At 69.0% G+C, this 20,053-nt stretch carries 18 protein-coding genes; 9 read left to right on the plus strand and 9 right to left on the minus strand.

From position 1 onward, the window contains the following. Positions 1-44 precede the first annotated feature (44 nt). Positions 45-596, plus strand: coding sequence for a DUF3005 domain-containing protein (locus CFB35_RS20805; RefSeq protein WP_089465521.1), 552 nt, complete (start codon positions 45-47; stop codon positions 594-596). Positions 597-724: 128 nt separating this feature from the next. On the opposite strand, the gene CFB35_RS20810 is transcribed toward CFB35_RS20805, so the two are convergent. Further along, entirely contained in the window at positions 725-1,486 is a 762-nt protein-coding gene (locus CFB35_RS20810; protein WP_059582525.1) for a DUF4397 domain-containing protein, read from the minus strand. A gap of 527 nt (positions 1,487-2,013) precedes the next feature. Between CFB35_RS20810 and CFB35_RS20820 the strand changes: the two genes are divergently transcribed. After that, positions 2,014-2,346, plus strand: a complete 333-nt coding sequence (locus tag CFB35_RS20820; RefSeq protein WP_060311159.1) for a hypothetical protein — start codon at positions 2,014-2,016, stop codon at positions 2,344-2,346. A gap of 116 nt (positions 2,347-2,462) precedes the next feature. Here CFB35_RS20820 and mmsB read toward each other — a convergent pair whose 3' ends face one another. The 3 genes from mmsB to CFB35_RS20835 all read right to left on the minus strand — a co-directional run bounded on the left by mmsB (position 2,463) and on the right by CFB35_RS20835 (position 6,338). Continuing rightward, positions 2,463-3,353 carry a 3-hydroxyisobutyrate dehydrogenase gene (gene mmsB / locus CFB35_RS20825; RefSeq protein WP_089465522.1) on the minus strand — a complete coding sequence of 297 codons (891 nt, stop codon included), beginning with the start codon at positions 3,351-3,353 and terminating at the stop codon, positions 2,463-2,465. Between the two features lie 17 nt (positions 3,354-3,370). Continuing rightward, on the minus strand, positions 3,371-4,897 hold the full coding sequence (locus tag CFB35_RS20830; RefSeq protein WP_059639251.1) for a CoA-acylating methylmalonate-semialdehyde dehydrogenase: 1,527 nt from the start codon (positions 4,895-4,897) through the stop codon (positions 3,371-3,373). 121 nt (positions 4,898-5,018) lie between these two features. Beyond that, positions 5,019-6,338 (minus strand): MFS transporter, encoded by a 1,320-nt coding sequence (locus CFB35_RS20835; protein ID WP_089465523.1) that lies wholly within the window; start codon positions 6,336-6,338, stop codon positions 5,019-5,021. A 158-nt stretch (positions 6,339-6,496) separates the two neighbouring features. Here CFB35_RS20835 and CFB35_RS20840 point away from each other — a divergent pair, with 158 nt between their 5' ends. Together CFB35_RS20840 and CFB35_RS20845 are read left to right on the plus strand one after the other, a co-directional pair. Next, positions 6,497-7,456: a LysR family transcriptional regulator gene (locus CFB35_RS20840; protein WP_089465524.1), complete on the plus strand. Its 960-nt coding sequence runs from the start codon at positions 6,497-6,499 to the stop codon at positions 7,454-7,456. 98 nt (positions 7,457-7,554) lie between these two features. Next, a complete protein-coding gene (locus CFB35_RS20845) occupies positions 7,555-8,346 on the plus strand; it encodes a uracil permease (RefSeq protein WP_089465525.1) in 792 nt (263 codons plus the stop codon). Positions 8,347-8,403: 57 nt separating this feature from the next. On the opposite strand, the gene CFB35_RS20850 is transcribed toward CFB35_RS20845, so the two are convergent. Together CFB35_RS20850 and CFB35_RS20855 are read right to left on the minus strand one after the other, a co-directional pair. After that, positions 8,404-9,126 (minus strand): haloacid dehalogenase type II, encoded by a 723-nt coding sequence (locus tag CFB35_RS20850; RefSeq protein WP_089465526.1) that lies wholly within the window; start codon positions 9,124-9,126, stop codon positions 8,404-8,406. 241 nt (positions 9,127-9,367) lie between these two features. Beyond that, positions 9,368-11,245, minus strand: a complete 1,878-nt coding sequence (locus CFB35_RS20855; RefSeq protein ID WP_089465777.1) for a sulfatase-like hydrolase/transferase — start codon at positions 11,243-11,245, stop codon at positions 9,368-9,370. 135 nt (positions 11,246-11,380) lie between these two features. On the opposite strand from CFB35_RS20855, the gene CFB35_RS20860 reads away from it, so the two are divergent. After that, positions 11,381-12,430, plus strand: coding sequence for a LysR substrate-binding domain-containing protein (locus CFB35_RS20860; protein WP_089465778.1), 1,050 nt, complete (start codon positions 11,381-11,383; stop codon positions 12,428-12,430). Between the two features lie 285 nt (positions 12,431-12,715). After that, positions 12,716-14,965: a bifunctional diguanylate cyclase/phosphodiesterase gene (locus tag CFB35_RS20865; protein WP_059582503.1), complete on the plus strand. Its 2,250-nt coding sequence runs from the start codon at positions 12,716-12,718 to the stop codon at positions 14,963-14,965. Positions 14,966-14,992: 27 nt separating this feature from the next. On the opposite strand, the gene CFB35_RS20870 is transcribed toward CFB35_RS20865, so the two are convergent. Together CFB35_RS20870 and CFB35_RS20875 are read right to left on the minus strand one after the other, a co-directional pair. Beyond that, complete coding sequence (locus CFB35_RS20870) at positions 14,993-16,054, minus strand: diguanylate cyclase (protein WP_059582500.1); 1,062 nt, start codon at positions 16,052-16,054, stop codon at positions 14,993-14,995. A gap of 67 nt (positions 16,055-16,121) precedes the next feature. Beyond that, positions 16,122-17,126 carry a chemotaxis response regulator protein-glutamate methylesterase gene (locus CFB35_RS20875; RefSeq protein ID WP_059582497.1) on the minus strand — a complete coding sequence of 335 codons (1,005 nt, stop codon included), beginning with the start codon at positions 17,124-17,126 and terminating at the stop codon, positions 16,122-16,124. Positions 17,127-17,437: 311 nt separating this feature from the next. Here CFB35_RS20875 and CFB35_RS20880 point away from each other — a divergent pair, with 311 nt between their 5' ends. Next, entirely contained in the window at positions 17,438-17,866 is a 429-nt protein-coding gene (locus CFB35_RS20880) for a hypothetical protein (protein ID WP_059582492.1), read from the plus strand. Between the two features lie 43 nt (positions 17,867-17,909). On the opposite strand, the gene CFB35_RS20885 is transcribed toward CFB35_RS20880, so the two are convergent. Beyond that, the gene (locus CFB35_RS20885) at positions 17,910-18,134 is read right to left on the minus strand and encodes a hypothetical protein (RefSeq protein WP_050013757.1); all 225 of its coding nucleotides are present in this window, start codon (positions 18,132-18,134) and stop codon (positions 17,910-17,912) included. A gap of 271 nt (positions 18,135-18,405) precedes the next feature. Between CFB35_RS20885 and CFB35_RS20890 the strand changes: the two genes are divergently transcribed. Together CFB35_RS20890 and CFB35_RS20895 are read left to right on the plus strand one after the other, a co-directional pair. Continuing rightward, positions 18,406-19,095: a DUF969 domain-containing protein gene (locus tag CFB35_RS20890; protein WP_059582489.1), complete on the plus strand. Its 690-nt coding sequence runs from the start codon at positions 18,406-18,408 to the stop codon at positions 19,093-19,095. Then, positions 19,092-20,042 carry a DUF979 domain-containing protein gene (locus CFB35_RS20895; RefSeq protein WP_059582486.1) on the plus strand — a complete coding sequence of 317 codons (951 nt, stop codon included), beginning with the start codon at positions 19,092-19,094 and terminating at the stop codon, positions 20,040-20,042. Before CFB35_RS20890 ends, CFB35_RS20895 begins: the two co-directional genes overlap by 4 nt. Positions 20,043-20,053 lie beyond the last annotated feature (11 nt).

Consider the following 20,053-nt stretch of genomic DNA (forward strand, 5'->3'; position numbering starts at 1 on the left):
CGACGGCGTGACGCCGGCGTGCGTCGGCCGGCCAAGGAGGTGCGATGCAGAACGCGGAATCGAACCCTACCCCCGAAAAGCAGCGGGAACAGATCGAGAAGAGCCCGGTGAAGACGCCGGCCGCCGGCGACATGCCCGACGCGGCGACCCAGGCCGAGCAGGTCGCGCGGCGTCCGCTGACGCCGGAGGCAGTCGCCGGCAAGATGCCGACCGGCCTGCCGAAGATCGACGTCGACGCGCATGCGGTCGACAGCGGCGATCCGGTGCGTCGGGCCGCCGGCCGGATCGTCACGCTCGACAACGCGAACATGGCGATGACCGACAACACGGTCGACGTCGACGGCAAGGGCATGGAGGCGCGCACCGGCGCGTCCGAACTGCAGGACAACGTGATCTATTCGAACGCGTCGCTCGACGAAGCGGTCGCTACGCCCGACGAAGGGCTGGGCGGGATCGAGAGCCGGCCGTCCGGCAACCTGCCGCAGATCGCGACGCGGCCGGGCTGGCGCGTGCGCCATGTCGGCGACGTGGATATCGCGCACGGCGACGGCACGCGTGCCGAGCACGTGATCTGCCTGGAGCGGGTGGACGACTGATAGCCGGCATTGATGCCGGCGTTTGATCCCGCGACGTTTGATCCCGCGACGTTGGATCCCGGTATACGACACGCGGCGGCCGATGCAATCGCACCGGCCGCCGCGACCGTTTTCGGACCCTTGCCGCGTTACTGCGGCCCCAGCTCCTGCGCGGACGTATCGGCGTCGTTGCCCTGCGCGACCAGCACGTGGATGTCGTTCGGCGTCACGTCGCCGATGCCGCCGGACGGAATCGTCAGAAGCAGCCAGTCGGCGTTGTTGCCTATGTTGACCGGTGCGGTCTTGAGGATCGGCGACTTGCTGCCGGCCGTCGTCACGACCACCTGGTAGGTGCCGCCGTTCAGGTAGACCGAATCCTGCGTCGTTGCCGGCACGGCATTCTGGTAGGCGGCGCCCGCCATCGTCGGACTGACCGTCGTGATGTCGGTGCCCGGCGCCACGACGTACACGTCGACGTTCTGCGCATTCGGCGACGCGTTGAAGCTGCGCACGCGCGCCTTGTCGGACAGCAGCCCCTTGTCGTACGGATCGTCGATGACGGAGATCAGCGACGTCGTGCTCGGCAGCGCGATCGTCGTGTAATGGTGACCGTTCGCCGCGCTGAACGACTGGGACGCGATGGTCGTCGTCGTGCCCGATACGTCATAGCTCGCGGTCTGATTACCCGAATCGATGTCGTGATAGCGCGTCACGCCCTTGTAGGCGACGCCCGCCTGGTCGACCTTCGCATTCAGGTAGTAGTCGAGGTTCGGGCCGGCCGGCACCGCGTTGATGAAGCGCGCCTGCGGCTTCGAGATGCCGAGTACGGTCCCGGCGTCGTCGCCGCCGCCGCATGCCGTGAGCATGGAAATGACCGAGCACAGGGCCACTATCGTTCGTATTGATTTCATGTCGTCCTCTCGTTCAGGAAACCTGTATTGCGATGCGGGACCGCCGCGTGAAGGATCGCGCGGGGCGCAGCGCCGGTTGGAAGGAAGTTGGCTGTCCGCCGGAGGGCGGGCGCGAGGGTGACGCAATCGACGTGCCTGCGGGAAGACCAGGCGCGACGGACGCAGGCGGGCGCGCACTGGCCGGGATGGCGGCGCGAGGCGCGGGCGCGAACCGCGTGAGTGGCGCGGTTGTAAAAAGGGCGTGGCGCGTGCGGTCGCTAACCGGGCGGCATAGGCAAGCGCCAGTGCGCAGCCGATCCCCATGCCCGCCGGGGGCTGACTCATCCCACGTGGCCAGCGCGCCGGGCGAAATGACCTGCCGCACGAAAACGATGGCCGGCGACGGCTGTAATTCTTGCCGGGTTCGACCATCGTTTAACCATTCGAAACAATGTGTTCACCGAAAGGGGCATGATCTCCGGCGATCGAGCAGGCATACTGTCGCCTATGTTGCTCAATGCGCGCCGAACGGCGTGCGCTTGCCCTCCATGTCCATTCCAGTCTCTTTTCGAACCGTGCGATGGTTGACCATTGCGGCTACTGCGTGCTTGCTCGCCGCGTGTTCGACCGCTTCCGACGTCACCACGACGTCGAACCCGAACGTATTCACCGTGACGACGCGCACGCTCGGCGTGTCGACGACATGGGCCGACGCCCACGCGAAGGCCGTCAGCGAAGCCACCAACTACTGCTCGCAGCGCGGGATGCGCGCAAGCGTGAAGCAGGAATCGCTGACCGGCGGCCGCCGCGTCGACGCGCGCTCCGAACTCGCGTTCGAGTGCCATCCGACCTTCGAGACGGCGTCTAACCCGCGCGGTTGACCGGCCGGCGGCATGACTGCGCCGCCCGCGTTTTCCTTCCCCCGCATGGCAAACCGACCCGCGATGCCGTATCGGCACATCGCGGGCCGGCGCACGTCCGGCGTCGGCCGGGCGGGTCAGGCCGGCTGCGCCTCGTACAGCTTCACGCACGCGGAGAAGTCGAGCGTGCCGAGCCCCTGCTGGCTCATCGACTGATAGAGCTGCTGCGCGAGCGCGCCCATCCACACCGGCTGATGCGCGCCGCGTGCGGCTTCCGTCGCGAGCCCGAGATCCTTCAGCATCAGGTTCGCCGCGAAGCCGCCCGCATAGCCGCGCGCGGCCGGCGCCGCGTCGCTCACGCCGGGGTACGGGTTGTACGTGTCCGAACTCCAGCAGCGGCCGGTCGACGTGTTGATGATGCCGGCCAGCACGGCCGGATCGATGCCGAGCGCGGCGCCGAGCGCCATCGCTTCCGCCACGCCCATCATCGAGATGCCGAGCAGCAGGTTGTTGCAGATCTTCGCGATCTGTCCGGTGCCGGTGCCGCCGCAGTGCACGACGTTCCTGCCCATGTCGAGCAGCACCGGGCGGATGCGCTCGAACAGCGGGCCGTCCGCGCCGACCATGAAGGTCAGCGTGCCGGCCTGCGCGCCGCCGGTGCCGCCCGACACGGGCGCGTCGGCGAGCGGGAGGTCGCGCCGCGCGGCGGCGTCGGCCACCGCGCGCACGGTGCCGGGGTCGATCGTGCTGCAGTCGACCAGCGTCGCGCCGGCGCGCGCGCCGGCCAGTACGCCGTCGTCGCCGAGGTAGACGGCGCGCACGTGCTGCGCGGCCGGCAGCATCGTGATGATCAACGCGCCGCGCGCGGCGGCGTCACGCGGCGACGCCGCCGCCGTCGCGCCCGCGCGCACCGCGGCGCCGACCGCGTTCGCGTCGAGGTCGAACACCGTCAGCGCGTGGCCGGCCTTGAGCAGGTTGGCGGCCATCGGGCCGCCCATGTTGCCGAGTCCGATGAAGGCGATTTCCATGTCCGGGCTCCGTCGGGTCAGCGCAGCGCGATCGTCGTGTTCACGCCGCCGGCCGTCGCGTCGTCGTCGAACCAGCGCGCCGTGACCGTCTTCGTCTGCGTGTAGAACTGCACGACCTGCTTGCCGTACGGGCCGAGATCGCCGAGCTTCGAGCCGCGCGAGCCGGTGAAGCTGAAGTAGGGCACCGGCACCGGAATCGGGATGTTGATGCCGACCTGGCCGACGTCGATCTCGCTCTGGAACTTGCGCGCGGCCGCGCCGCTCTGCGTGAACAGGCCCACGCCGTTGCCCATCGGGTTGCGGTTGACGAGCGCGATCGCTTCGTCGAGCGTGTCTGCTTCCATCACGACCACCACCGGCCCGAAGATTTCCTCCTTGTAGATCGACATGTCGGTCGTCACGCCCGAGAAGATCGTCGGGCCGACGAAATTGCCGTGCTCGTAGCCGGGCACCTTCACGTCGCGGCCGTCCAGCAGCAGCGTCGCGCCTTCGTTCACGCCGGCGTCGATCAGCGACAGGATGCGTGCCTTCGCCGCCTTCGACACGACCGGGCCGACGTCGGTGCCGGCTTCGGCGCCCGCGTTGACCTTCAACGCCTTCGCCTTTTCGACGAGATCGGGCAGCCAGTCGCGCGCCTGGCCGACGAGCACGACGACCGACGTCGCCATGCAGCGCTGGCCGGCCGCGCCGAAGCCCGCGCCGACGAGCGCGTTGATCGACTGCTCGCGATGCGCGTCGGGCAGCACGACCGCGTGATTCTTCGCGCCCATCATCGACTGCACGCGCTTGCCGTGCTGGCTGCCGAGGTTGTACACGTGCGTGCCGACGCGCGTCGAGCCGACGAACGAGATCGCCTTGATGTCCGGGTGCGTGCACAGGCGGTCGACCACCGTCTTGCCGCCGTGCACGACGTTCAGCACGCCTTGCGGCACGCCGGCCTCGATCGCGAGCTCGACGAGCTGCATCGTCGACAGCGGGTCCTGCTCGGACGGCTTCAGCACGAACGTGTTGCCGCACACGATCGCCATCGGGAACATCCACAGCGGGATCATGCCGGGGAAGTTGAACGGCGTGATGCCCGCGCACACGCCGATCGGCTGGCGCAGCGTGTAGGTATCGACGCCGCCCGCGACGTTCTCCGCGAATTCGCCCTGCTGCAGCGTGCCGATCGAGCACGCGTGCTCGACCACTTCGAGGCCGCGGAAGATGTCGCCCTGCGCGTCGGGCAGCGTCTTGCCTTGTTCGGCCGTCAGCGTGTGCGCGATCCGTTCGAGATTGCGGCGCACGAGATCCTGGAACTTCAGCATGATGCGCAGCCGCGCGCCGATCGGCGTCGTCTTCCAGGTCTGGAACGCGCGCTGCGCGGACGCGATCGCGGCATCGACCTCGTCGAGCGTCGCGTACGGCACGCGGCCGATCACTTCCTGCGTCGCGGGGTTGACGATGTCGCCCCATTCGGCGCTTTGCGAATCGACGAACGCGCCGTCGATCAGCAGCTTGGCGGTGGGCAGGGCGAGGGTGGTCTGGGGGACTGCGGCGTTCATGGCATGCTCCGGGGAAACGGTGTGACGATGAAAAAGGGGCTGCGTCCGCCGCGCGCGCAGGCATGGCGGGCGGCAGGTCGAACTGAAATCGAATGAATGCGGGCGCTGCGAGCCGGTCGGCTTACGTCCGCGCCGGACGCATCAGCGCGGTACAAGCAAGCGCGAACACGCCGAAGCCGACGAGATACGCGATCACGTAGTGCGGCTGGCCGCCGCCGGCCTTGAGCAGCGACGTCGCGATCATCGGCGCGAAGCCGCCGCCGATCACGCCGGCGAGCTGCACCGACAGCGAGATGCCGCTGTAGCGGATTTCCGCGGGAAACTGCTGCGCGAACAGCAGCGATTCCGGCGCATAGAGAATCGGGAACACGACGCCGAGGCCGAGCACGATCGCCCACCACGCGGTCGACGTCTGCTGCGTGCCGAGCATCATGAAGAACGGCGCGGCGAACGCGCACATCAGCACGAGGCCGATCGCGAACATCCGGCGCTGGCCGATGCGGTCGCTCAGATGCCCGCACAGCGGCATCGTCACGAGCGACAGCGCGGCGCCTGCCGTGATCGCGTGCAGCATCTCGGCCTTCGGCAGATGCAGCTGCTGCGTCGCGTAAGCGAGCGCGAACGTGACGACCATGTAGAACCACGTGTTCTCGGCGGCGCGCGCGCCGACGATCGTCAGCACTTCGCGCGGATGGCGGCGCAGCGCGGCCGTCACCGGCGATTTCTCGGCCTTGCCCTGGCGCTGCATCTTCTCGAAGTCGGGCGATTCGGGCACCTTCGCGCGGATGAACCAGCCGAGGCCGACGAGCGCGATGCTCGCGAGGAACGGCACGCGCCAGCCCCACGACAGCATGTCGGCTTCCGGCAACGCGGCCACCGCGGCCATCGCCACCGACGACAGGATCAGGCCGAGCCCGACGCCCGTCTGCGGCAGGCTGCCGAACAGCCCCTTGCGGCCTTTGGGCGCGTGCTCGACGGCCATCAGCACCGCGCCGCCCCATTCGCCGCCCACGGCCATCCCCTGCAGGAAGCGCATCGCGATCAGCAGCGCGGCGGCCCAGTAGCCGATGCTGTCGTACGACGGGATCAGCCCGATGATCATGCTCGGCACGCCCATCAGCAGCAGCGTGATCATCAGCATCGACTTGCGGCCGATACGGTCGCCGAAGTGGCCGAACACGATGCCGCCCATCGGCCGCCCGATGAAGCCGACCGCGAACGTGCCGAACGCGGCGAGCGTGCCGACGACCGGGTCCAGCGACGGGAAGAAGATGCGGTTGAACACGAGCGCGGCGGCCGTGCCGTACAGGAAGAAGTCGTACCACTCGATCGTGGTGCCGGCCATGCTGGCCCAGCCGGCCAGCAGGTGGTGCTTCGCGGTGCGCTCGAGCGCCGGCGTCGCGATGGTCGCATGCTCATCGAGGGTGGATCGGGTCTGCATGGTGTCTCCGGTTTTATTGCCCGCGGCTCATGGTCCGCAGGTCACGGTCGAGTATAGTTATGCGCGGATTCATGATGTACCGACAAAGAAACCGGTTGGATGTGCATTTATGCATATCGACGGCCGGCCCGGAGACGCCCGCCTTTTTCCCCTCGCCGATGCGACATGCCACCGAGCCGGTTTCCGGCAACCTGAACTGGGACGACCTGCGCTTTTTCCTCGAAGTCGCGCGCACGCAGCGCGCGAGCGGCGCGGCGAAGCGTCTCGGCGTCGACTACACGACCGTCGCGCGGCGCATTCGCGCGCTCGAGGCCGCGATGGGCACGCTGCTGTTCGACAAGTCGCGCTCCGGCGGCTTCACGCTGACGGCCGAAGGACAGCGGCTCGTCGCGTATGCGGACGCGATGGAGACGACCGTGCAATCCGCGTGCGATCAGGTCGCGAACACCGGCGAGGCGCTGTCGGGCCACGTGCGGATCGGGTCGACCGAAGGGTTCGGCTGCTTTTTCCTCGCGCCGCAGCTCGCGCGGTTCCGCGCCGCGCATCCGCACGTGACGGTCGATCTGCTGCCGGTGCCGCATTTCGTCAACCTGCCCAAGCGCGAGGCCGATCTCGCGATCACGCTCGAGCGGCCCGAGCGCGGGCCTTATGTGGTCACGAAGCTGTGCGACTACCAGTTGCGGCTCTATGCGACGCGCGACTATCTGGCGAACCACGCGCCGATTACCTGCACGGACGATCTCGCGCGGCACGCGTTCATCAGCTACGTCGACGATCTCGCGTTCAGCAACGAGCTGCTGTACCTCGATCGCGCGGTCCCCGGCGCGACGGCCGGGTTGCGCACGACGAGCGTGATCGCGCAGGTTTTCGCGGCGCTGCAGGGCGGCGGCCTCGCGATCCTGCCGTGCTTCATCGCGGCCACGCAGCCGGCGCTGGTGCCCGTGCTGCCGAACGACGTGGTCGTCACGCGATGTTTCTGGCTGACGTGCCGCGAGGATCTGCGCAAGCTGCGGCGCGTGACCGCGCTGTGGGATTACCTGCGCGCGGCGGCGGATGCAAACCGTGCGTTGCTGGCGGGGGAGTCGGGGGCGCTGAGGTTCGTTGGCGAGCCGGCATAGCGGGTTGCACGCGCGTCGCGACGGCGGCGCGATCGACATGACCGACGTGGATGACGAAACAGCCGGCGGCGATTCGACCGGCTATCGGGGGGAGGCAGATGGCTTTGACGCATGCGGGCAAGGTTTTCGTGGTGTGCGTGGTCGTATTCGGCGTGGCCGCTTACTGGCTCGCGTCGCGCATGGTGCGCCGCCAGACGGGCGGCAAGCGCGGCTCCGGCGGCGCGGTCGCGTTCTGGTGGCTCGTGTGTTTTTGCCTGGTGTCGCTGTTGTTCCCGTTCGCGTACTGGATCGGCGACGAGATTTACGCGCTTGCGGTGTCGCCGACGTACGAAGCGACCGTCGTGTCCTACCAGTCGGAGTGGGACACCTGCGAGCGCCGCGAAAGCTCGGGGCGAACCTCTTCGTACCGGTGCATCAAGTACACGTCGATCCTGGAAGCCGTGATGCCGAATGGCGAGCGCATCGTGCTGCCCGGCAACATCCGCTCGGGCGCCGTGCCCGAAATCGGCGAGAAGGTCGATGTCGTGTTGCCGCAAGGGGCGCGTCAACTGCACGAGCGCAGCGTGCGCAGTATCGGCCTGCTGGCCGGCGGCGCGGTGATGGTCGCGATCATCGGGTATTTCGTCTATCTGATCGCGGCGTACGGGGCCGGGAAGAAAATCGACAGCGCGGCCCGCTTCGGCATGGCGGCGGTGGTGAACGGGCTCGTGCCGCTCGGCGCGCTGCTGATGGAAATCGCATTCCTGAGCGTGCCGTACCGTTACTGGGTGCACGGGAATCCGCAGCAATGGCCGGTGTGGGTGCTCGCGCTGGGCATGCTGTTCGCGCTGGCGCTGCTGCCGTTGCTGCTGCTCTATGCGCGGGCCGCATGGCGGGCGGTCGTGAAGTAACGGCGCCCCGTCGCCTCGCGGTCGCGGCGCGGGGGGGGGCGGCCGCGCCGCCGGTAGTCAACCGGGGCAGCCCAGCCGATCGGCGAGTTCGTTCAGATCCCTGACGTCGAAATCCCACGCGTCGTCGGCCTGCAGGTCGGTCGTCTGGCCGGGCCCGTGCTCGGTCGGCCGCAGCACGAACGCGGTCGACAGCCCGAGCCGGCGCGCGGCGGCCAGATCGCCGTTGTGCGCGGCCACGAGGCACAGCTCGGCCGGCGCGAGGCCGAGAATCTCGACCGCTTCGGTATAGACGGCCGGCGACGGCTTGTACGCGCGGGCGACCTCGGCGCCGAGAATCGCGTCCCACGGCAGCCCGCCGTGTTTCGCGACGTCGACCATCAGCCGGATGTTGCCGTTCGACAGCGGCGCGATGATGTAGCGCTGCTTCAGCCGGTGCAGCCCGGCGACGGAGTCGGGCCACGGATCGAGCCGGTGCCATGCGAGATTGAGCGCGTCGATGTCGGCATCGGGCGCGTCGACGATCCCGAAACGGTCGAGCGTGCGCACGAGGTTCTCGCGATGCAGCACGTCGAGCCGCACGTAGCGGCGGCGTCCGCTGCGGATTTCTTCCATCGACGGCGAATATTCGGCGCGCCACGCGTCGGCGAACGCGAACGGGTCGAGCGTCGGCGCGTGACGCTCAAGGAATGCGGCGGCGCCGCGCGCGACGCCGCTTCTCCAGTCGACGATCGTTCCGAAGACATCGAAAACGAGCGCCTTGATTTCGGCAGGGTTCGTCATGGTGATCGAGTGAAGGTCGTTCGATGAGGGGTCACATCGCCGTGCCGCCGGATGGCATGGCGCCGGTTCGATCGACATTGAATCACGGATACGAAAACCCGGCCCGGGAGGGCGCGGTGCGTGGCTCGCGCGCCGGTCGCGCCAGAGCCGGCGCGCGCGGCGACGGCGCGCGGCGGCCGGCCGGACGGTACCGGCTGACGCGCGCGCCGAACCTCGACTGGGGCCCGGTGCGTTCAGGCGGTCAGTGCCGCTTGCGGACCTGCACCTGCACCTTCCCGTGGCGAATCGGCATCACGTCCGGGCTGTCGTCGCCGACTTCGCTGGCGATCAGGTCGTTCAGGCGGCCGTTCATCGCGAGCAGCAATTCGCCGTGCTGCTTCCTGTCCATCGCGAGATTGCGCATCTCGCCCGGGTCGCTCGCGATGTCGAACAACTCGACGTCGTTGCGCGCGAACAGATCCTCCATCGTCGTCGGCCGGTTGAATTCGAGCGGCGAGAAATAGCGCGTGAAGCGGTAGCGGCCGTCGAACACGCTGCGGATCGTGCCGCGCAACCGGAAATCCGGCTGCTGCGCGAGCGCGCGGCGCAGCCGTTCATCCTCCGGCACGCCTTTCTGCCGCAGCGTGCCGAGTTCCTTCAGCATCCATTCGCTGTCGTAGTACAGCAGCATCGCGTAGTTGAACAGCGTCGCATCGCGCGCAGCGTCGCATCGCGCGCCGCGCCGTTTCGCGTCCGCCGGTTTCGCGAGCCAGCGCGTGAGGTCGTGCCCCTTCAACGCGCTGCCGCGGATCGTCGCGAGCCGCGCGGCGTCGAGGCCGGTGAGTCCGAGCAAGGTCGGCGCGATGTCGATGTGCGACGTCAGCGCATCGCACTGCATGCCGCCCGGATACGCGGGATGCCGGATCACGAGCGGCACGTGATTCTGCGGCTGGTACGCGGCCGCGCCCTTGCCGACGAGCTGGTGCGCGCCGACGTGGTCGCCGTGGTCGGCCGTCATCACGACGATCGTGCGTTCGTCGAGCTGGAGCGACCGCAGCGTCTGCAGCAGGCGCACGACGTGCGTGTCGCAATCGCGGATGCAGTTGAAGTAGTTGTCCTGATAGAGGCGCACGCGTTCGTCGGTGAACGGGTAGCGCCCGACGAGGTTCGCATGCGCGGCGTTGAACATGCCGTGCGCGGGCGGCCGCCCCGGCTCGTCGTACGGCTGCCGCCGCGACGCCGCGAGCGGCACGTCGCGCCATGACGTGCGGTACAGCGCGTCGTTCGGCGGCGGCGCGTTGCCGAGCATCGGATGGTTCGCATCCTGCACCGTCGAGCCGTTCGTGTCGGTGTTCACGAACATCGCGTCGTGCGGGTTCACGAGATTCACCGCGAGGAACCACGGCCTGCCTTCCTTCGCGAGGCGCGGCGCATGGTTGCGCATCCAGCTCACCGCGGCCTCGGCCGTGAGCCCGTCGTACTCGTAGCCGCCGCGCACCATGCCGATCAGGTCGCCCACGCCGAAGTAGTCGTCGAAGCCGTACGCGCGGATCGTGCGGTTGTAGTCGGCCACGGGCGCCGTGTACGGGCTCGCGGTTTCGTGCATCGACGCGCTCAAGTGCCACTTGCCGAGATACGCGGCGTAGTAGCCGGCATCGCGCAGCATGTGGCCGACGGTGCGTATGTCCGGCGACATGTCCTGTTGCCAGGGCAGGCCCGCGTTGTCGAGCACGCCGGTGTGCTGGATGTGCTGCCCCGTATAGACCGTCGAGCGCGACGGCGAGCACACGCATGCGGCGATCTGGTGATGCATGAACGTGATGCCGTCGCGGCGCAGCGCTTCGCGGCCGGGCACCGGGAACGGCCAGCGGTCGAAGTGGCGTTCCTGGTCGGTCAGGATGAACAGGATGTTGTAGCCGGCGGGCGGGGTGGCGGGCGCCGTTGCGGCGCCGCGCAAGCCGGGATCGACGGCTGAGGCGGTCGCGGCGGTCGCGGTACCGGCGGCCGGGGCCGGCGGCGGCGGGTTCGCGGCCAGCGCATCGGCGCCGATGCCGGCCGACGCGACGGCCGCACCGGCCAGCTTGAGGAACCGACGCCGCGCGGTGGGCTCGGTGGCGGGGGCGTCCTGATCGTCTTTCACGTCGGCTGTCTCCTGGTCATGCACGGCTCGTGCCGGGGGTTTTCATGCCGACGACTATGCGGCAGGATCGCGTATCGATCGATGAAAGATCAGGGTCGATCGATAACCTGACGAACATGAATGACGGAGGCGCCCGTGACCCTCGACCCCCGCGGCCCGGCCGGCCGCACGCGACCGGGCCCGCTCGCGCCGCCCGGCGCGCCGGCCCACGAGCAGCGCATCGCGCAGGCGCTGCGGCGGCTGCGTGTGCGCGACATGGAAACGCTCGATACGCTCGGCCGCACACGCAGCTTCGCGCGCACGTCCGAGGCCGCGTCGATCACGCAGCCGGCGTTGTCGAAATGGCTGCGCGAGCTCGAGGACTCGCTCGGCCTGCCGCTGTTCGAGCGCACGTCGCGGCGGGTCGCGCCGACGGCATACGGCGATGCGCTGCTCGAATGCATCGGCCGCGTGCTGACCGACATGCGCGGCGTCGCACCCGCGTTCGACGCATTGCGGACCGGCGCCGGCCGACCGGTGTCGATCGGCCTGCTGCCGAACATGGCACCGCAACTGATTCCGGGCGCGCTCGCGTGGCTGCGGGAAGCCGGCCGCCCCGTACAGCTCAATGTGCGGGAAGACACGCTCGACCGGATGCTCGTGCAGGCGCGGCGCCACGAGCTCGACCTGCTCGTGTGCCGGCTCGACGCGTCGGCGTTGAGCGCGGGACTCGCCGTCGCGCCGTTGTACCGCGACGACATGATCGTCGTATGCGGGCCGCGCCATCCGTTGCTCGGGCGTGCGCGGATCGGCTGGCGCGACGCCGCCGCGTTTCCGTGGATCGCGCCGCCGTTCGGTTCTCCCGCGCGCACGGCGCTCGATGCCGAGTTCGCGAAGGCCGGCCTGGCGCCGCCGGCCGTGCTGATGGAGTCGGTGTCGTGGCAGACCAACCGCGCGGTCGCCGACCAGTCGCCGTGCCTGTTCGTGCAGTCGGCCCGCGCGTTCGACCTCGCCGCGCGGGCTGGCGAGCGCGTCGGCCGGCTGCCGCTGAAGTTGTCGACGATGCCGGAGACGGTCGGTGCGTTGTATGCGGCGCCGGCGAGCGTGTCGGTCGCCGCGGCGATCGACGCGCTGAGCGCGGTGACGCGCACGCATCCTGGCGCGGACGACCGACCGGCGACGGAGCGGGGCACGGACACATTCTGACGGATCGCTTTCGGAGAACGCGCGCGCGGCCTTCGTGCGGTGCAGCAACCTGGCGGCGAACCGTTCGCCGCTGGCGGGGGCAGCGCGGCAACCGAGCGTATCCCCTGATGGAAGCAGGTATGCCGATCGTCACGGATTGGTGTTAAATAGATTTCGGCGCGCCCTCGCTCGGCGCGCAAACGGGGCGCACCGGGCATCGGCGTAAACCCGAGGCGGAACAGGGCACGAAATATCGAAAACGAATCGGGCGCATCAGACCCGGTCGGACAGACGGCAGGATTCACTTTGAATACCGAACCGCAAAGTTCTCGCTACAGCCTCGGGCTCGCCGCGGAAGTGCTCGCATCCGAGCAGAGCGTGCTGAGGCTGATCACACGCAACACGCCGCTGCCGGAACTGTTGATCGAGGTTTGCCGGCGTGCCGAGGCTTTGCTCGGCGACGGCGCGTCGTGCACGATCCTGCTGCTCGATACGGACGGCATGCACGTGCGCGTGGGCGCGGCGCCGTCGTTGCCCGCGCAGTACAGCGCGGCGATCGACGGCGCGACGATCGGGCCCGCGGCCGGCTCGTGCGGCACCGCGATGTACGAGCGCCGGATGGTCACCGTCGAGGACATCGAAACCGATCCGCTATGGGCCGACTACCGCGCGATCGCGTTGCCGCTGGGCTTGCGCGCGTGCTGGTCGGTGCCGTTTCTCGACGATGCGGGCGCCGTGCTCGGCGCGTTCGCCGTCTATCACCCGCGGCCGTGCCGGCCCAGCGACGAGGAAACCGCGCTGTTGCGCGATATCGGCAACAGCGTCGGCCTCGCGGTGCATCAGGACCGGATCGCGCGCCAGCTCGCGCGCAGCGAGGAACATCACCGGCTCGTCGTCAACAGCCTGAGCGAGGGCATCCTCGTCGTCTCGCGCGACGGCGTCGTGATCGCGAGCAATCCGAGCGCGAACCGGATGATGCGCGTGAAGGGCGAGCTCGTCGGCCGCCGGCTGTCGACGGTGATCCTGCGCAAGCTGCGCGAGGACGGCACGCCGATCGAGCCGCACGACTGGCCGAGCCGGCGCGCGCTCGAGACGGCCACGCCGATGCTCGACTATACGGTCGGCTTCGGTCTCGCGGACGGCGACATCATCTGGGTGCGCGGCAACGCGGTGCCGATCGTGAGGCCGGGCGACACGCAGGCCGATTCGGTGCTCGTGTCGTTCAACGACATCGGCCCCGTGCGCGAAGCGCAGCAGCAGTTGCGCTACATGGCGACCCGCGACGCGCTGACGGGCCTCTACAACCGCCGCTGGCTCGGCGACCGCATGCGCGAGCTGTTCGGCGCGCCCGACGCGGCGGGCGGGCCCGCGCGCGTCGCGATCCTGTTCATCGATCTGGTCGGCTTCAAGAAGGTCAACGACACGGCCGGCCACGACGCGGGCGACGCGCTGCTGCGCAGCGTCGCGTCGCGGCTCGCGGCCTGCGCGGACGGCCGCTACGCGCTCACGCGCGTCGGCGGCGACGAGTTCGTGATCCTCGTCGACGACTGCGACGATCCCGACCGTCTCGCGGTGCTCGCGCGCGAGGTGATCGACGCGATCGCGAAGCCGTTCGCGATCGCGAACAACGAATACTGGCTCGGCGTATCGATCGGCATCAGCGTCGCGCCGCGCGACGGCGACGATGCGGTGACGCTGATGCGCAACGCCGATTCGGCGATGTACGACGCGAAGCAGCGCGGCCGCAACCACTTCACGTTCTTCACCGCGCAGCTCAACCTGCGGCTGCAGCGCCGCTTCGCGATCGAGCAGTCGCTGCGGCGCGCGCTGGCGTCGGACACGCTGCGGCTCGCGTATCAGCCCGTCATCGATGCGCGCAGCGGCCGCACGGTCGGCGCCGAGGCGCTGCTGCGCTGGACGAGCCCCGAGCTCGGGCCGATGTCGCCGGCGGAATTCATTCCGGTCGCGGAAGATACGGGGCTGATCGTCGCGATCGGCCAGTGGGTGCTCGAAACCGCGTGCCGGCAGGCCGCCGAGTGGCGCCGCACGATCGCGCCGGACCTGATGCTGGCCGTCAACCTGTCGCCGCGGCAGTTCCACGAGGGGCTCGTCGAATCGGTCGGCCGCTGTCTCGCGCAAACGCGGCTCGACCCGTCCGCGCTGGAACTGGAGATCACCGAAGGCGTGCTGATGAACGACACGGACACCGTGCTGCCGATGCTCGAAGCGCTCACCGACATGAACGTGCGGATTTCGGTCGACGATTTCGGCACCGGCTATTCGTCGCTCGCGTACCTGAAGCGCTTTCCGCTGCACAACCTGAAGGTCGACCGCTCGTTCGTGTCGGGCGTGCCCGATCATCACGACTCGGTCGCGATCACACAGGCGGTCGTCGCGATGGCGCATTCGCTCGGGATGAAGGTCACGGCCGAGGGCGTCGAGACGCAGGCGCAGTCGTGGTTCCTGCAGCAGATCGGCTGCGACATGCAGCAGGGCTACCTGTTCAGCCGCCCGCTGGACGCGGGCGACTACGCGCGCCGGCTCGGCGCGGCCTGAGCGCGGCGCGTTCGCCGGTTGCAGCCGCTACCGAGCGTCGAACCCGCCGGCGCCCGGCGGCGTCGACGACGGATCGATCTCGACCCGGTTCTTGCCCGCGTGCTTCGCGCGATAGAGCGCGCGGTCGGCCGCCTCGATCAGGACGGTCGTCGGCAGGCCGGGCGCGGGCACGATGCTCGCGCCGCCGATGCTGATCGTCACGGTCTGGTTGCCCGTCGACGAATGCGCGTGCCGCAGTCGCAGCGCCTCGACCGCGAGCCGGATCTTCTCGCCGAGCAGCCGCGCGGCGCCGGGCGACGTGCCGGGCATCACGACCGCGAATTCCTCGCCGCCGAAGCGCGCGGCGAGATCGCCCGATTGCCCGAGGCAGCGCTCGATCGTCGACGCGATCTGCTTGAGCACGCTGTCGCCCGACACGTGCCCGTACGTGTCGTTGTACAGCTTGAAGTTGTCGACGTCGATCATCAGCAGCGACAGCTCGCTGCGCTCGCGCGCGCCGCGCCGCCACTCGGCGGCCAGATATTCGTCGAGATAGCGGCGGTTCGACAGCCCGGTCAGGCCGTCGGAGTGCGTGAGGCGCCGCAGTTCGAGATTGGCCTCGAGCAGTTGCTGCTGCGACTGCCGCAACGCGCGATAGGCCTCGTCGCGCTGCAGCAGGTTCAGGTACGAGCGCGAGTGGTAGCGGATGCGCGCGACGAGCTCGATGCGATCGGGCAGCTTGACCAGATAGTCGTTCGCGCCGGACGCGAACGCGGCACTCTTGATCACCGGTTCTTCCTGCGTCGACAGCACGATGATCGGCACGTCGCGCGTGGCCGGGTTCGCGCGGTACGCCCGCACGAGGCTCAGCCCGTCGGTGCCCGGCATCACGAGGTCCTGCAGGATCACGGTCGGGCGCGTCTCGATCGCGGCGGCCATCGCGTCGTCCGAGCGCGGGCAGTAGTGGAAGTCGATGCCTTCCTCGTCGACGAGCGCGCGCCGCACGGCTTCCGCGACGATCGTCTGGTCGTCGACCAGCAGCACCATCGCCGGCGCGTCGGCGGGCGACGCGCTCGGGCCGCCGGGCGGGCGAGTCAGGTCAATCGTCATGGTCGATGCGGGTTGTTGCGGTTGTTGCAGGAGCAGGCATGCGTGTTGCGCGCGGTCATCGTCGGGCTCAGATGCGCGCGAGCGCGGCCAGTTCGCCCGCGATGCGCCCGAGCGGCAGGATCGCGCGCGCCGCGCCGAGCGTCGCGGCCGCCTTGGGCATCCCGTACACGGCGCTCGTCGCTTCGTCCTGCGCGATCGTATGGTAGCCCTTCATCCGCAGCGCCTTCAGGCCGATCGCGCCATCGCGGCCCATCCCCGTCAGCAGCACGCCGATCACGCGGCCCGGCCAGTGCTCGGTCAGGCTGTTGAAGAACACGTCGACCGACGGGCGATACGGCGTGGCGGCCGGTTCACGCGTGTATTCGAGCGTGCCGGCGCGCGTGACGCGCAGGTGATCGTCGGTCGCGGCGAGCAGCGCGACGCCCGGCTGCGGGCGGTCGCCCGCGCGGGCGACGCGCACGGTGAGCCGGGTCTGGCCGTCGAGCCATTGCGCCATGCCTTCGGCGAACGCGCGATCGACGTGCTGCACGATCACGATCGGCGCATTGAAATCGGCCGGCAGGCTGCCGAGGATCGACGCGAGCGCGCCGGGGCCGCCGGCCGATGCGCCGATCGCGACCAGCGGGCCGCCGCCGATGCGTGCGGCCGCGCCGGCGACGCGCGTGCCGCCCGGCGCGTCGAGCAGGTGGCCGATCTGATCGATCTTCGCGAGCAGCAGTTTCGTCGTGTCGCCGGCCGCGCCGTCGCCGAGCCGCGGCGTGTCGACCGCGTCGAGCGCACCGGCGCCCATCGCCTCGAACACGCGCCACGCGTTCGCGCCGATGCAGCTCGTCACGATCAGGATCGCGCATGGCCGTTCGGAACGCATGATCCGGCGGGTCGCCTCGATCCCGTCGCATTTCGGCATGATCAGGTCCATCAGGACGATGTCGGGCGGCTGCGTGGCGCACAGTTCGACGGCTTGCGCGCCGTCGGTCGCGACCCACAGCACGCGGTGCTCGGGCCGTCGCGCGATCGCGCGGCGCATCGCCTCGACGGCTAGCGGGAGGTCGTTGACGATGCCGATGTTCACAAGCGGAATTCTCCGGTCGGTTCGTGGTGTTGGAGCTGGGCCGGGTTCATGGAGGGTGCAGCCTGTTCGGCGCGGCCGAACGGCATCGGCGGCCGGACGGCGCGGCATTCTTTTCGGTTGGCGACGCCCGAATGCTGTCATGCGGCGCGGGCGGCGGCAATCGAAAAATTTGCGCATTGCGCCGTTTCAGTACGTTTCCTCTATGGCGATGCCGCATTGCGTGCCAGCGGGCCAGTCGATCCTGTCCCGGCAGGCCGCGAAAGTCCGCATGTTACCGTGCCGGCATCGACAAAAAGAAAGGAGGGAACCGGATGACCGCGCCCGAAACCGTACTCGTCAGCCGCGCTCCATACGCGCCGATCGTGATCGAGCAGGACGGCCGTTTGCTGTACCGAATCCACATCGAGAGCGGGCACGCGTCGTTCCACCGCGATTTCCCGGTCGAACCCGACGCGGTGCGCGTGCTGCGCGACGATGCCGAGCGCTACTACTTCCTGTTCGCCGCGCTTCACCATCCGTATCAGCTGCGCGCGACGAACCTCTCCGACGCGGAGCGCGAGCGCCATTTCGGCACGATCCTGTTTGCCGGCCGCGACGAGGTCGAAGCCTTCATGACGGAACGCGATCGCGCGAGCAACGGCGCGGTGGCGAACCTGCTGAGGATCTTCACGCAGGCCGATTACCGGCAAATGCGCGAGGGCCGGTGGTTCGGCGTGGGCGCGGGCACGCCGGCCGCATAGCGGGTCGTACCGTGCATCGGGTAGCGGCCGCGCCGCCGCGCCGTCAATGGCTGCGCGCGTAGCCCTGGATCAGCGCGCGCATCATTCCCTCGACCGTCGCATCGCGCAGGTCGTCTTCCTGCTCGGCTTCCTCGACGAGCGCGGCATAGGCGGTCGCGAGCGTCACGCGGTCGACTTCATGGCGTTGCTCCATCAGCGTCACCATCCCGTCCTTCGCCAGATGGGCGGAGAACGCGCGGCTGCCGATGGTCTGGAATACGTCAATCATGGCGGCTCTCCCGTACGTTGCCGATGCTTTCCAGTGTAGTCGGCGTGCCGCGGCCGCGCCACGCGGGCGCGGCACGCCCGATTCATCGGATGAAAGGCGGCCGACACACGGTGCGCGCACGGTGTGCCGCTTCAACGTTTACCCGAACCTGCAAATTGTCGACTTTTTATCGATAAAGTCTCGTGTTAGATTTCGCCGTCCGAGCCCGATGCAAACCGGGCCGGCCGCGCGCGGCCGACGTGCCGCGCGTCCCCAGACACGAGGAGGAGAAATGCTGGTGCTGATTGGGGTGCCGATCGTCGTGATCGGCTTCGCGCTGCGCTTCAATGCGCTGCTGGTGGTCACGATCGCGGGGCTCGCGACGGGGCTGGCGGGCGGGCTGAATCTCGTCGACATCGTCAGCGCGTTCGGCAAGGCGTTCACCGAGAACCGCTACATGGGGCTGATCTGGCTCACGCTGCCGGTGATCGCGCTGCTCGAGCGCAACGGGCTCAAGGAGCAGGCGAAGCGGATGATCTCGCGGGTGCAGGCGGCCACCACGGGCCGCGTGCTGATGCTGTACTTCGTGCTGCGCCAGGGGACGGCCGCGCTCGGCCTCACGTCGCTCGGCGGTCACGCACAGATGGTGCGGCCGCTGATCGCGCCGATGGCCGAGGCTGCCGCGGTCGGCCGGCACGGCGAGTTGCCCGAGTCGGTGCGCCAGCAGATCCGCGCGCATGCGTCGGGCGCCGACAACGTCGCCGTGTTCTTCGGCGAGGACATTTTCATCGCGATCCAGTCGATCCTGCTGATCAAGGGCTTTCTCGAACAGAACGGCATCTCCATCGAGCCGCTGCACCTGTCGGTGTGGGCGATCCCGACCGCCGTCGCCGCGCTGCTGATTCACTGCACGCGCCTCGCGCTGCTCGACCGCCGGCTTGCGCGCGGCTTCGGCCTGGTGAAGCAGGAGGGCGCGCGATGATCGGCCTCGAATCGCTGTACACGCTCGCGGGGCTGATGTTCGCCGCGTTCGCGTACTTCAACCTGACGGACCGCACGAACCCGCGTCGCGTCTTCAATTTCGCGTTCTGGGCCATTTACGCGGTCACGTTCCTGTTCGGTGCGCTGCTGCCGCATTTCGTGACGGGCTGCCTCGCGATCGCGCTCGCGGTGATCGCCGGTTCGGGCAAGCTTGGCCGCGGCCAGTCCGACGAGGCGGGCGGTGCGGCGGCGGTGCGGCGCGAGACGCTCGCGCAGCGGTTCGGCAACCGGCTGTTCCTGCCCGCGCTGCTGATTCCGGTCGTCACGCTGATCGGCACGTTCGCGCTGAAACTCCTGCCGTTCGTCGAGCCGAAGAGCGTGACGCTGATCTCGCTCGTGCTCGGCACGATCGTCGCGTTCGTCGTCGCGCTCGCGATGCTGCGCGATTCTCCCGTACATGCGCTGAAGGAAGCGCGTCACACGATGGATGCGGTCGGCTGGGCCGCGATCCTGCCGCAGATGCTCGCGGCGCTCGGCGCGCTGTTCGCGGTCGCGGGCGTCGGCGGCGTGGTGTCGGGGCTCGTGAAGGAGTGGGTGCCGATCGATTCGCCGTTCGCGGTGGTCGCGGCCTACACGGTCGGCATGGCGCTGTTCACGATGATCATGGGCAACGGCTTCGCCGCGTTTCCGGTGATGACGGCGGGCATCGGCCTGCCGTTGATCGTCCATCAATTCCACGGCAATCCGGCGATCATGGGCGCGATCGGGATGCTGAGCGGCTTCTGCGGTACGCTGATGACGCCGATGGCCGCGAACTTCAACATCGTGCCCGCGGCGCTGCTCGAACTGAAGGACAAGAACGGCGTGATCAAGACGCAGTGGCCGACGGCCGTGCTGCTGCTGGCCGTGAACACGCTGCTGATGTACGCGTTCGTATTCCGCTTCTGATTCGATGGAAG

Source organism: Burkholderia sp. AU16482, assembly GCF_002223285.1.
GTDB lineage: Bacteria > Pseudomonadota > Gammaproteobacteria > Burkholderiales > Burkholderiaceae > Burkholderia > Burkholderia semiarida.